Here is a 15,167-nt window from a genome sequence, read left to right on the forward strand (position 1 = left end):
ACAAACCCAATTATGATTGATTGCCTAAATCTTACACATCCCTTTCAAACCGATCCGGGAGTTTCGCAGGAAGAACGGGCAATTAGCTACCTGCTTAGCGATATCGTTAAAATTGATGATAGAAAGCTCGCTGATCTGTTGATCTATTTCAGGCAATTTTCCCGGCATGTAATTTATTATAATAAGGAACTGAATACAGGTGATTGGCAGAATTTCTTCGATAAAAGTATTCCATTTACTATTGCAGGCATAATAGAATACGACATTGAAATCCACAAAGAGAAACTTACATTTTATAGTTCTCTGTTTAAAAACTTTCCCAGTCCGTCCGGACTTCAACTTAATATACACTATTTCTATTATCAAACTTTTTTTCTGGTAAATAAGTGGTATTTGTTGCTCAAGGATAGTTCTTTGCCTCTTAAAACCCGTTTAGAATTTATTATTAAGAATCAACTGGTAGAGCCATTAAGAGAGTTTATAGAACTTGTAAATACTTCCTCAAGGCTTTTCAATGTTATCAGGCCTGATTTTCAAACTTTATTGACATCCGATGTTTGGGGGATCTCTTCTGATAATTTACAGAAAAGATACCCAATTTCTGATTCAGGATTTGATGACCAATGTGATAGAATTGTTTTTCTTTTTGAAAGAATAAGAGAGGTTGTCCCTGCAGTTTTTGAAGGAATTAGAGGGATACAAACAGAAGCAGGCAGAAACCTTGAATTTAGCATTTATCCCTGGTTGGATAAGTTTAAAACTCTTTTATCCGGGCTGGTCAGAGAAGAAAATGATACCACATTTGAACATAGTCCACACTTGGGGCTGTTGTTTTCATTTATTCATATTTTCCGCCAACTAATTGAAGACCTGAATAAATACAGTAAAAAGCATTTGGATTTCTTCTATAAAAGTGTGTTACAGCTTACTCCTGGCAAGGAAACTCCCGATAAAGTTCATGTGATATTTGAAATTCAGAAACACTTAAAACAGTATTTACTAAAAAAAGGAATTGAGTTAAAAGATAGCAAAGATAAAAACAAAGCAGAAGTTCTCTTTTCGCTTGATGATGATATAGTAATTAATAAGGCAGTTGTTGCTGATACAAGAACACTATTTCTAAATAATTATAAGTATAAATCAAACGATTTTACTGAAGGAGTTTATATAGCACCAAATGCACAAATGGCAGATGGTGTAGGGAAAGAGTTCAAGTCAAAAGACGAAAGTTGGCCAACATTAGGAGATAAAAAGAGCAAATATATCGATCCGGAATTAAGAGACTATAAACCTTATCCAAATGCCAGGTTAGGATTTATATTGGCTTCACCTGTACTGTTATTAAATGAAGGAAATCGCTCAATAAAGATTAAGATTAAGTGCAAGCTTTCGGAGAATATTTGTGATGAATTATTCCCCGTTAAACCAGCAACGTCTAATCCATGCTGCGATGATGATGTTAAATCAGGAAGCAAGTCAAAAACAGACAATTCCTCAAAACCTCTTTTCAGATCAGCCAGAGATTTTTATTCTACAGCTAATTCATTATTCAACAAAGATTTCTTCTATATCAGTAGGGACATTATCAATTCTTTAATTGAAAAAGGGGCAAATAAAGAAGTTATTGAAAAGCTTAAGGATAAGTTAAAGGAAGAGACTAAACAGTGTTATTGTCCAACCGATGTGCTCTTCTTTGATACATTTGTTGATACTTCTGATTTTAGCAATAGTGACAAAGATCTGATTGCCAGATTTATTAAGCCACAGAAACTAATTAATATTCAACTTAGTGGTGAAGAGTCGTGGATTAGACCAAAAATTGATGAAATTAAATTTGAACCTGCTAATATAAGTGCCACAAATGAATTTGATTTCCACATTGATGCTCACCTTAAAGCTGATATGCCTCCCGTGACATTCTATGACGGAGAAAAGCTGGGTGAGGACTTAAGCACCGAATTGCCGCTTGTAAAAATAGAACTAAATGATTCAATAAAGCTGGATAGAAGAACACTAAATCTGGATGATGGTGACGGTAATGATTGTTGCTTAAATAAAAATGAAGAATCAGAGATGTATGTATCCTTTTATCACTTCTTCAGAAATATTTCAATTTTAAATGAGGCAACGATTGATGTTAGTGTATGTGGAGTTAAAAACCTGATTGTTCAGAATGATAGTAGCGTCCAAGACGTTAATGGCCCCATTTTTCCTTTTGGTACAAGACCAAATATAATTGATTTCACGGTTGTTGATTCATCAAAGATTTATTGCATAACACAGCAATTCATTGTTGATGCGGAAAATGCAGGAATAAGTAATGCTGGTAAGAATAAATTATTAAGCTTATTAGGCGCAGAAAGTTCCTACAGAATTATTTCTGAACATGATCGATTTTTAAAGGCAAATTTCTCTTTACCTGACGTAGCTTTGATTCATGCAATATTTAATGCCAATCCGAAAAAATATTGTAAACCAAATTTGCAGGGACCAAGTTTTTATATTGGTTCAAAGGAAATTTTTTGCAAAAAATGGAATACCGCCAGATTAAATTTGAACTGGGAAAACAGACCATCAGATTTTACGGATTATTATAAAGCTTATCGTCTCAAGGAAGGAAGTGGTGGAAATAAAGAATATGGGCTGGATATAAATGATTTTAAAATTAGAATTTCTCAACTCATAGAAGGAGATTGGCAGGATGAAAGCACAGACCGAAAACTTTTCGATAAAATGCCACCTGAGGATTTTTTCTCATTTGTTGACCCATCAATTAAAATTTGTGATAAAAAGAATCCATGTGAACAGAGTATTAAAATCGACGCTTCAGCTTTTCCGATAAATAAATTCCAAATTAATAAATCAGACTTTCAGCCTTTGACTGTAAATTCCAGACATGGATTTATAAAGATTAATCTTCGAAATCAGGATTTCCTTCATAAAGACTATAGTTTTGTTTTAGCGAGGCAAATGATGGCGTTGGGAAAATATCCGGATTCAATATTGGAGGGGGCAGTGTATGAAAAGGATGGACATACTTTAATGAGATTTAAGGGATTAACTGATCTATTTAATGAACTTATTACCAAATTAGATACCGCACATACTGATTCTATTACTGCAAATACAAGTGCTTCCGCATTAGATGTACATTATAACAACAATGTTCCGGGGCAGAAAACAGATATATTGGATATTTTTAATGCTATTCGAGTTGCATTAAGTGCTCTGATAGGAGGATCCTTTCATTTTTATCCAACGAACATAGTTGAAAATTTTCTTGGATTCATAAATACTAATTCCAATGATGTTGCTAATGCTTTAGCATCAGTATTTGGAGCAAAAGATTATTTTGAGAGTATAAAAGATACTTTTGGACTTCTTGATTCCAATAATAAATTTATTGAAAATCTTTCTGTCGTTATCCCTAACGAGCCCTGGACACCTGTTATAAATAAATTGTCAATTGACTATACCGCTACGGCAGAAATTTCAGATATTGACCTGATACATTTATACCCTTATAAGAATACACACAAGGCTGAGGATATTGAAGCGCAACCAACACTACTTCCTACCCACTGTAACGAAGGCACTTTATTCTTAGGACTAAAAGAACTTGTTCCGGGTAATAATGTCAACATACTGTTTCAAATTGCAGAAGCGACCGCAGATTCTGAATCAGAAAAGGCTAAAGTAAATTGGCACTATCTGGAAAATAATGTTTGGCGACCTCTGCGAAAAGGTTTTGAGATAATCGATGATGTGACAAATAATCTGACTAGCTCTGGAATCATTAAAATCGCAATGCCAGAAAATATCAGTAACAATAATACGCTCATGCCAAAGGGTATTTATTGGATAAAAGCTTCGGTATTTGAAAATAGCAGGGCAGTAGGTGAGACATTTGGGATTCACACCCAGGCAGCAATTGCTACATTTACAAATCAACCTCAAAATGATAAGTTACGTTTGGCTGAACCATTAGCAAAAGAATCAGTTGCAAAACTTAAGGTGGCTGATGCCAGTGTTACCAAGGTTGTACAGCCTTATGATTCATTTGGAGGTAGAATCCCAGAATCTTCTGGTCCATACTATACCCGGGTGAGTGAACTTCTGCGACACAAAAACCGGTCAATACAAAAGTGGGACTATGAACGTATCTGCCTTGAATACTTCCCATTAATCTACAGGGCAAAATGCATTAATCACAGCTTTGTAATGGATGCCAATCTGTACTTCAACGATTTTCCTGTGGCTCCAGGCTATGTTATTCTCGCTGTGATTCCTGATATTGATAAGCTGAAAGCGAATTACAAGATTGATCCCAAAGTGTCTTCCAGTCTTTTGGGAAAAATTGAAAAACATCTGAGTGAAAAAACTTCACCTTTTGTCCGGCTTCGGGTCATGAATCCCAGGTATGAGAAAGTTAATGTTTGTACTCGTTTGGTTCTGAAGCGTGGTAAAGATGAAAACTACTATAAGGAGCAGGTAGTTAAAGAATTAAAAGAGTTTATTTCTCCCTGGTTAACAGGTGATATTTCCGGCTTGTATTTTGGAAATGAGGTCTACCATTCAGATATTCTTCAGTTTCTGGAAACAAGAGACTACATTGAATTTATTAGTGAAATTAAAATAGCGCATGAAAGTAAGGACGTATCCAGGTCGGATGCAGAAAAAGTTACACCACTAACTCCCAGATCAATATTAATTGCAGGAAGTATGGATGTCTGTATTCTTCCAGAAGAGTGTGATTCATGGCTACTTGACGAAAAACAACAGCCCATTAATCCATGTAAAGAGGGGGAGTAACCTCCATTACCTTTAATCCTAAAATCCTTAATGGACAACAACATACTACAACAAGTCGATGTAATAAAGAAGAATAATTCAGGGTTTCCGAAATATCTTGATTTTGATACACTACGTCGACAAGGAATTGAATATTTAGGCAAACTGGCTGGTCACATATGGACTGATCACAATGTTCATGATCCAGGAATTACCATATTGGAAAGTCTGATTTATGCGATTCTGGATCTTGGATACACAACGAACCTTCCGGTAGAAGATATCCTGGCCGTAGATCCGAGTGATGCAAGTTTTACTGAGAATAATTTTTTTACACCATCGCAAATTCTGGGTAATAATCCGCTTACTATTATTGATTATAGAAAACTATTAATTGACATCAGTGAAATCAGAAATGCTTGGTTATCAATAGAAGACGAATCGAATAAACAGCAAAATCAAATCCGGGGATTATACCAGGTTTATTTGGACCTAGAAAATCCACCAAACAACAAAAGTCAGAAAGATTTTGAAGATGAAATAAAACTTAAAGTCGAATCTGTTCTACACAAAAATCGAAATCTATGCGAGGATTTCGATTTTTCTGATATACATATTTTGTGTAAACAACCAGTTGGAGCAGAGGCTACTGTAGAGTTAGAAACTAATGCTGACCCGGAACAAGTTTATTTGAAGCTCATTCATGCTCTACGTGAGTTTTTTACTCCAACTCCAACATTTTATTCCCTACAGCAACTTATTAATAAAGGAAAAACTATAGATGAAATCTTTGCAGGCAGACCTGTTAACATTCAACAAAGTCATGGATTCATTGATACTACTGAGTTAGAAGATATTCAGTTCATAAAAGAATTTCATTTATCAGATTTATTCAATATGGCATCTTCTATTCCAGGAATAAAGCGTGTTAGAAGAATTGAAATCAACGATTGTGGTAGTGTGGCAAATCATCGGAGTAACGGCAAGTTTCATTTATTTAAAAATCACGTTGCAGAATTTTCTTTAGATTGTACCACAATTAAATTTATACAAGACAGTATTCCGGTATCTATTGACGAGAGTGAATTTCGTCATTTGTTTGAACTTGATTTTCAGAATAGTGGCAAGGTTCTAATAAAGAAACCATCTCCTTATCTGGATTTGGCTATTCCAAAGGGGCAATACAGAAGTGAATTGGACGAATATCAAACAATTCAAAGTGATTTTCCTGATGTATATGGTATTGCCGATGGAGGATTACTAGAGGATGCATCTGATCATCGAAAGGCTCAGGCCCTTCAGTTAAAATCCTATTTGTTGTTTTATGATCAATTGCTTGCTAACTATCTTACTCAATTGAAAAACATTCGAAATCTGTTTTCTTTTGAATCAAGTGATGATCCTCGGTTAAATCATACATATTTTGCGAATGCGATAAAAACCATTCCTGAATTACAAAAGCTTGTACGACTTAATGTAAATTCAAATGATGGGACAAGCACTAATAGTCAATTATTGGCCGTTCCTGTGGATAAATCAATCATACAAGTTGCAGTCAGTAACAGTAAAATCGACAGCCTTGATATTGAAAAAACTAATCAGTATTATTTTCAGAATGAAGAATTATGCAGAATAGCTCTTCACCAAGTCAAACTGGATATAATTGGAGGTAATTTCAAAACAGAATTTATTTCCCATAAAAATGGCTGTGTATTCTTTTACATTTATACAAACTCTCATTCAATTGCGCTGTTAAGCAAATCTTATTATAAGGATTTGAAGGAAGCCAAATTAGATGTTTCAAATATTGAATATGCATCTAAATTACCTGATAGTTTCAGGCAATTTTATACAAGGAGAAATAAGTACTCCTTCAATATAGAATTTAAGCCTGTAGATTATCTCGATTATTTATCCATTTTATTGGAGGATAAAAGACAATACCAACAAAGGAGAAATGAATTTCTCAATCACCTCTTAGCCAGGTTTGCCGAAAAGTTTACTGATTTTGCACAATTATCTTACGGATTGATGGATAAGCATCAACTAAGAGCCAGGGATATTGAAGCGAAAGAGAATTTCTTAAAGAACTACCCTGAATTAAGCAGTGAGAGAGGAAAGGCATATAATTATAAGCTGAATGGGTGGGCAAACCGGAATATCTCTGGTTTTGAGAAGCGATTCAATGCTCTTTCGGGCAATTTGTCATTGGAAAGAAGGCATTTATGCAATTTTGAATTATTCAGATACCCTGTTTATTATTTATCAGAGCTAACCCTAAATAACAGAAAGTATTTCCGCAGTCCTGAGCGCTTCGATGATCCAAAAGAAGCAATGGAAGCAGCACGTCAAATGATGCTCGCTGCAGCAGATAAATCAAATTACAGGATTAAACAACCGGGCCGTGAGGATGTCTATGAATTAGAGTTAAAGTATAATGAAGAAAATCTGGCGACTTTAACTGATAAGAATTTCAAAACGGCAGAGGAAGCCGAGTTACACAGTGGGTATTATTCAAGGATATTCAAACCACATTCTGTTGAGGGGGATATTCAAGTATCCAAACACATTTATTTTCTTAATGTAAGAGATAAGGCTAATAATATTGTCAGGTCCACTAAGAACAGTTATCCTGATGGGGCAAGTGCAATCAAGAGTATTGCCGGTAGCGTAAAACAAATTAATGAAAGAAAGCTTTGGAAATATGAATCAGGGAAAGATGTAAAACTTATTGGGAAACTAATTCAAAGTAAAAAGTCAGGTAAGGAATATGAGTACATCGATTCAGAAGGTTTTAAGATTGATGTAAACGATACGATTGTAGGCAAACCGGATAAATTTACTTTTGAATTGCTTGATAAAAACAATTCATTCAAAATTAGAGCAACAGAAGAATACGATTCTTTTCGTCAAGCACGGGCAGCAAGTCAGAAAATGATTAGCTTACTTTCTAATGCTTCTAATTATAAAATAGAACATAAAGAAGATACCGGAGAATATCAGGTAACTATTTATCTGCAAATGAAGAAAATAGGAGAAAATATAGCTGCCTATAAATCAAAATCGGGTGCAGAAAAAAAACTCAGGTCTATATTGGCAATTACCGAAAACTACGTTTACAAGATCACTTCTGGAGAAGTGCCTGACAAATGGAAATTCAACTATACACTCGGTTATGGACCTAGTCAGTTTGTATTTGAAAGCACATCAGAATATAGTAAAGCGGAAATTGCAAAATCTGAGGCTGATAAGTTTATACAGAATGCGGAGAAATTTGAATTGATTCGAAGAGGAAAACAGGTTATTCTTGAAGATAAAAGCAAGGAAAAAGCAAAAGGGAACAATAAAACGCTTTCAGGACTTTGTTTTATCTACGAGGAAAAAACATCAGAAAAGGAGATAAGAGAAACAACAAAAACAATAAATGAATACTTTACGGTAAGGAAGGCTATTGCTTCTTTCCATGGCAAAAAAAGTGAGGCCTTTAAGGAAAGTGTTCAGAAAGATCCGAATAGCCGTAAAGGACAAATAGTTTATCAACTTGTAGATAAGGATAATCCACTTGCTCATATTGTTTGGGCAAAGCCGCAGCCCAATGAAGACCAGGTTAAAAAGAGGCTTGGTGTTTTGAGAAGAAATCCCTTAGTTAATCCAAATTACCTTGAGATTTGCCTGGGAGGCGATATATACAGAAAACGAGAGATTAAGAAGAAAACGTTTAGATATCACTTCCAAATAAAGTGTCGTAATCTATTTTACAAATCAGGTAAACAAAAAGGTGAACAACTGATTCTGTTTGAGAGTATGCAAGGGTATCAGTCAGTTAAAGATGCCGAGGAAGCATTTAAGAAAAGTTACCTGGATATTATTCAAAAGGGTACACTTCAATCAAATTATGGCAAAAATGAATACATAAGTCTCAAAGAAACATACCTTGATAATGAAGACATTTGTCTGAATAATCAAACGGTGGCATTTGTACCAAAAGCAACCCTCGACGACTTGGGGAAACATGATGAGGCATCGGTCAGGGAAATCATTAAACTTTTAATTACTTATCCCATAATTAAAATAGATAGGGGAGATGAGGTTTATTATAAATATCGGTTGGTACTTCATAGTTCAGGTAGTAGTTATTTCATAAGTCGGAATAGTTTTAAAACTATTAAAGAAGCAACTAAAGAATTTCTTTTCTTCATTGTGTTGTTAAAACACCCTGGCAACTATATTCTCAAATCGGATGAGCATTGTAATTACACTATTGCGATTAGAGAGGTTTTGGCTGAAAGCGTTGAACGATTTAAAACAGAGCAGGAGGCTTGGGAAGAAAAGGGAATTGAAAAGTTTATTTCTGTATCACATTCACCAAATGTCTTTCAAAAGTTCATTCATCGTGATTGTTATCGATGGTTTGTTGCTTGTAGAAACTATAGTCTGGTCCATCCCCGAAAATTCGCTGATAAAGCCGAACGTGATAAAGAAATGAAGAAGCTCCAACAGGCTTTTAAAAACAGTACAAAAGGGGAACTAAGCTATTTGCATGATGTAAAACTATTAAGAAATAAAACGCAGCTTGATGAAAAGTATGAATTGAAGGATTTAACTATTAGAGAGTTTGATTCATATAATCAGGAAATAAAAGAATCCAGGTTTAAGCAAAGCAAAATTGAAATTCTTGAACAAATAAGAAATAAGGGGATAGTTGAAGAATCAGGCGAGCTAAAAAGTTACCTGGATAAATCCAGATACATTAAAATTTCATCTGCTGCCCAAGGTAAAGAGGTGCCATTGGATCAGCTAAAGGAAAAAGTACTTAAGTGGGCACATTTTAACCCAATAGTCAGGGAGCTAAAAAATACCGGGAAGGGAGGATATGCATACAGGATTTCAATAAAATTACCTAATTACAGATCTCCAATAGAATCCGGACAAAATGAGATAGGACCCTGTGGAGAGAAATTAACATGGAAAGCTTGTCCTCCGGCATGGGAAAGCCCTTGTACATTTAACTCAATTGATGAAGCTTACGAGCATTATGAACTGATGTTAAAAGCTCTGTCAAATTACAGATTTTACCTGCCTACCTATGACTGCCACTGTTCACAATATGGTATCGAAGTACTAACAAATCCCTACGAAAGTTTTATTAATGATGAAGGGAATGAATTAATTGAAATTAAAAAAGGACAGGAGATAGTAGCTTACAATCCTCAGTGCTATAGCAGTTCTGAAATGGCTTGTGAAGCAATAGAAAGAGCAAAGAGCTTGATAAACACACAGGGATTGCATCTAATTGAACATGTTTTATTACGACCAAATTTTGGAGCAATTGGAAGAACACCTGATCCAAAACTGGCGAATTGTGATTTTTCCTGGTCTATAGATATGGCAGATCCTTGCTTAGAAGGACATTATGAGAAATTTATACCTGGAGTAGATCCCTATTCCTTTATAGTTACAGTAGTTCTGCCAGCATGGTCAGAAAAGTATTTATCACCGGAAAATAAAATGCTCATTGAGAAAATTCTCTATAGGGAAATGCCTGCTCATATTTTAATCCGTGTATTTTGGTTGGCACCCCATGATTTATGTTGTTTCGAAGAGTTGTATAAAAACTGGATACGTGAGAAAGCAAAAAAAACAATTTGCACAAAGCAATATAACGTAAAACAGCTGATTCAATTTTTGGTGGCCAGACAATTAAAGTGTTACCAGGAATTAAGTGTATGTCCACCTTGTTCTGAAGATGAGATAAAAAAGGTTAATACGATGGCACTTGATTTGAAGAAAAAACAAATAGACTATCTGAATCAGATCAATTCAGTTCACAATTGGCCTAAATTACAATGTACACCCTATCGATATATTCCTTGCTATAGTGAAGTAAAGACTATGAATGATGATTATTTAGTCGAATCGGACGATCTAATTATTGAAAAGGAGGAAATAAAAAAGCAAGGTCAAAAATCAGAAAATAAATATACAGAAAGAGAGAAAATCAATTTTTTAAATAATCGGCACGCCCAATACATTGATAAAATAATTAAAATTGAAAACCGTACAGTAGGAAATCCACTGGCAATAAATGCTCACAGATTTATTGAAGAAGCCATTCCCTCAGAAGAACACCTGGTTAATAAAATTGAGCAGGTACTGAAAAATCCAATACCATCGAATAAGGTTACCAAAAAGCTATACAAGAAAGAAGTAAAGGAAATTGCCGAAAACATGATTTATTATTTTCTTGATCGTACTTCCTTCGAGACAGAAGATTCGGATACTGAATTACTGAATCAAATACTAAACACTATTGAGAGCAAGGGGATTGACGTCAAATTAGTGATTCAGAAGTGGTTTGATTCAGGAATTGAAAAGTACCGCCCTTTTAACGACTTATCTGAAGCTATAAAGCCATTTCTGAAATAACATTCTGGGATATACTTCTCTTCTCTATACTTTCTGTCAATTCAATATTTTGATAGTATATGAATGCGCACGTAATTCAAAAGCAAACCATTGATTTCACTATGGGTAGGGGGCTTGATAAGTTTCAAGTCCAACATCAGATGAGCAGTTATTATAAGCACATAATAATAAAAGCGCTCGAGGAGGTATTTGATGAGTTATCACAGGAGGAACAGATTAAGTATTTTGATAGAATTGAATTAGATATAGGAACAATATCTTCTGCTGACCTTGAAAAATTCTCTGGCAAGGAAGAAATTAAGAAAGTGATTCAAAAACAAATGGCTGGAATTGAATCAAATCAATCAGAATCAATCTTTCAGCAGTCAACATATCAAAATGCCTTTGAAAAATGGTTGTACTTTCTTAAATCGGGTATCATTCCTTGGAATTCAGTACAAAGTTTTACGGCTATAGTTCATAATGCACTCATTCAACTAAGACAGCAAAAACTTTCAGTTGAAAAACTAAAGAAATCAATTGTTGAATTTAAAAATGTTCCCAGAAGGCTTGTTTACCAACATAGCGAACGGACTTTAATGGAGATTGCGTATGCTCTGGGAGAATCTCATCCAATAGTGATAAAACAAACAGTGGAAGAGATGCACTTTGTATTGAATTATTTGAATTCTTTCGAAACCAATATTAAAACTTTAGATAAGCAATCGTTCAAACAGGAATTATGGATTATTGCATTTCAAAATAAGGCCAAAGGGAAATACCCTTCAGTTAACCAAATGTTGCAATATTTGGCTGATTTAATTTACTTGATACTTGGTCCATCAGAGGGTAAAAAGCTCATTCGGAAAATAGAAAATAAAATACCCTCAATTGCAACAAAACTAATCAAGCAGATGGATGAATTGAGTAGTAGAAAGATATTATTATCAATAGAAGATATAAAGCACATACAGGTATTTGAGCAGGTTATTCCGGGATTAGAGCTTCGAAAATTTTTAAGTGCCAGAGAAGGAGGAGATATTGATGTAATAAGTATGGTTGGTGAAATTACAGAATCAACAAAAACGAAACAGAGCCTTGCTTTTGAATCTGAGTTACTTTCATCTATTGAACATGATAATCAAAGGTTGCAATTTAAAGAAAAAGAGGGAATGTATGTTGAACTGGCAGGTTTAGTACTGATCCATCCGTTTTTAAGTAACTTTTTCGATAGACTTAGATTTCTTAAGCAACAAAAGTTCGTAAATGAGCGGGCAAGAGAAAGAGCAATTCATCTTTTGTATTACCTGGCTACCGGAGAACAAAATCCCGAGGAATTTCAGTTAATTATACCCAAGATAATATGTAATTGTCCGATCGAATATCCGGTAAGACGAATAAAGAGACTGAGGAAAAACGAAAGAGCAGAAGCAAAAGATTTGTTAAACGCAGTTATAGCGAATTGGTCAATTTTAAAAAGTACCAGCACTTCAACTATCCAGGATGATTTTTTGCAACGAGGTGGTAAACTATATACCGAAAGTGAGAAACTAAGATTAAAAGTGGAAAACCATTCCATTGATGTTCTTTTAAGTTACCTGTCATGGAATATTAGTATTGTAAAACTCCCATGGAAAAGGGAGATACTGCGGGTGGAGTGGAGATAAATTCCAAAAAAGGACGGGTTTGTTCTCTTTAAAGTAGTTACAGAAGACTTGGAAGCATTAAAGATACGATGTGAGGTGTAGGACACGCGTATTCACTCAACTATTTATTCATCCTATAGCTTATTACAAAATTCTTAGCAGGCTACCTTCAATATGAGAACGGCTGAAGCTATAAAATCGAATTCAACAAACATTAATAATTCACCAAGGTTATTCTTCAAAAAGAAAGAGTCAGGTGATTTCTTTACCGGAAAGAATAGTGCAAAATCCTCAGGTACTTTTTTTTCAGGAACTCTTCAGCCAAAACTCAATATTGGTAAAGTAAATGATAAATACGAACAAGAAGCCGATCAGGTGGCGGATAATGTAGTTAACCGCATTCAGAAATACCCGGAGAATACCTTCGAAAACACTTCAACTATAGAATTAATAAGTACAAACTCAAATATTCAACAAAAATGTGAGTCTTGTGAAAAGGAAGAAGGAATACAGAAAGGGGACGAAAAATCTGAAGATGATAACAATGTTCTGTTAAAACCAATTTTTGAAAACGATAGTGAGCTGCATGAAGATAAAAATATACATCGAAAAGAGCTTAATACAAATTCCTCTCAGCTTATTGAAGCTCAATTGAATGCTTCGAAAGGAAAGGGCAACCATCTTGGAAGCAGCGTACAAAGACAAATGGAATCCAGCATGAATGCTGATTTTAGTAATGTTCGCTTGCATACTGGAGCGGATGCAATTCAATTGAATGAGCAACTTAATGCAAAAGCGTTTACCCATGGAAATGATATTTATTTTAATCAGGGGAACTATAGTCCTGGCACTTCAGGTGGAAAACGCTTATTGGCTCATGAATTGACACATACAATCCAGCAAAAAAGGCAATCCGGGAATAATATTCAGCGAATTCCAGGAAGTTGTCAAAGAGGCAGAAGAGGAGCCAGTCATATTGTATTGGTTCGTGCAACCAGACGAATGGTAATTAATGGAGATATTACTTCAGAAGAAAGAAGAGCAATAGTAAGTTATAGCCGGAGAAGAAGCACAACATCTCAGGAGCGTTGCAGAATCCTGACTCATTTGGAAAGAAGAGCCGCGAGAGGTAGATCAACAAGGGGATTAAGGCACATTTCTAATTTTAATATTAGCCCCAGAACCATTAGGGTAGATCAGGGGGAGAGTGCACGAATCAGTTTTAATGTAGCAGGTACAGATTTGCGAAGCATAAGCTGCATGATTTTAAAATATGAATTTTCAAGTGAACGACCTGATCACAGAAGTTTCCATTTCGCTAATGCTACAGCAGGACACAAAGTGGCAATCTGGGATGGAACATTCAGAGGTTCAAGGAACAGGCCTCCTGAGCCTGGAACTTATCGGGTAAGAATATATGTCACAACTAACTCAGGACATACGGAACAAGTATTTGATCAGATAAGAGTCCTAAATCCAACAAGCACTACAGTATTGCCCCGAACTTACTCTGGTTTAAGATTAGAATCAATGCTTTTTACGCGCGGACAAGTTATTCTGACAGACGAAAGACATAACGCTATCGTTGCTGTTGCAAATTCCGGTTTAAGCACCACCAATCGGAGAAATCGTTCCAGAATTAATTACATGAATAATCAAAGACATCAATGTGTTCCAAATCGAGGTCCATTACCGGAAGGCGACTACTATATTGCACCAAACTCAGTTCAAACACCAGCGTTATCACGAGGCTCATTAAGATATCCCACTGGTTCAGGAGCCTCAGCATGGGGACCGTTCAGAGTTCCTTTGGTTCCGGCCACAGGTACAAATGTATGCGGAAGATCTGAATTCTTCTTTCACCTTGATGTGACTGATGATGGAACTGCAGGTTGTATAGGTGTTGCGTCGAGAGATGAAGGTAAGTTTAACCAAATGATAGCATTACTTATGCGACTTCAGGGAAGGAATTTACCAGTAAGAGTTAGGTACTAAGATTCAACTTTAGAGTACATTTTTAATGGTACAGGCTTATTAAAGCTGTAATTATAGATGAAGATTTCTAAACCTAAAAACTCAAAAGCTTCTACGCAAGGAATCCAAAATTCTTTGTTTTTCAAGAAGAATGATTCAAAAAATTTCTTCTCAGAGACGAGTATGGACTCAACTTCAGGTGGTTTCTTTAAAGGGTCTATACAAACAAAGCTCAATATAGGTAAAGTAAACGATAAATATGAACAGGAGGCAGACCAGGTAGCGGAGCAAACTGTTAGGAAAATTCAGATGAAAGGGGATTCGGGTGATATTAAAATGACAGATAGTAAA

General features: G+C 35.2%; 5 protein-coding genes. All 5 read left to right on the forward strand.

Annotated features, from left to right (window positions below; all coding sequences use genetic code 11):
- Positions 1-12: 12 nt before the first annotated feature.
- Positions 13-4,812, forward strand: coding sequence for a baseplate J/gp47 family protein (locus AC4MRQ_RS10795; protein ID WP_491197686.1), 4,800 nt, complete (start codon positions 13-15; stop codon positions 4,810-4,812).
- 30 nt (positions 4,813-4,842) lie between these two features.
- Positions 4,843-11,217, forward strand: a complete 6,375-nt coding sequence (locus AC4MRQ_RS10800; RefSeq protein WP_491197687.1) for a baseplate wedge protein — start codon at positions 4,843-4,845, stop codon at positions 11,215-11,217.
- A 59-nt stretch (positions 11,218-11,276) separates the two neighbouring features.
- The gene (locus tag AC4MRQ_RS10805) at positions 11,277-12,863 is read left to right on the forward strand and encodes a contractile injection system tape measure protein (RefSeq protein ID WP_491197688.1); all 1,587 of its coding nucleotides are present in this window, start codon (positions 11,277-11,279) and stop codon (positions 12,861-12,863) included.
- A 153-nt stretch (positions 12,864-13,016) separates the two neighbouring features.
- Positions 13,017-14,837 carry an eCIS core domain-containing protein gene (locus AC4MRQ_RS10810; protein ID WP_491197689.1) on the forward strand — a complete coding sequence of 607 codons (1,821 nt, stop codon included), beginning with the start codon at positions 13,017-13,019 and terminating at the stop codon, positions 14,835-14,837.
- 57 nt (positions 14,838-14,894) lie between these two features.
- On the forward strand, positions 14,895-15,167 hold a 273-nt coding region (locus tag AC4MRQ_RS10815; protein ID WP_491197690.1), incomplete at its 3' end, for a hypothetical protein.

Source organism: Carboxylicivirga sp. (assembly GCF_982718395.1).

Coding starts and splice junctions, on each gene's coding strand:
- AC4MRQ_RS10795 (WP_491197686.1), top strand. CDS start 13: ATGATTGATTGCCTAAATCTTACACATCCCTTTCAAACCGATCCGGGA.
- AC4MRQ_RS10800 (WP_491197687.1), top strand. CDS start 4,843: ATGGACAACAACATACTACAACAAGTCGATGTAATAAAGAAGAATAAT.
- AC4MRQ_RS10805 (WP_491197688.1), top strand. CDS start 11,277: ATGAATGCGCACGTAATTCAAAAGCAAACCATTGATTTCACTATGGGT.
- AC4MRQ_RS10810 (WP_491197689.1), top strand. CDS start 13,017: ATGAGAACGGCTGAAGCTATAAAATCGAATTCAACAAACATTAATAAT.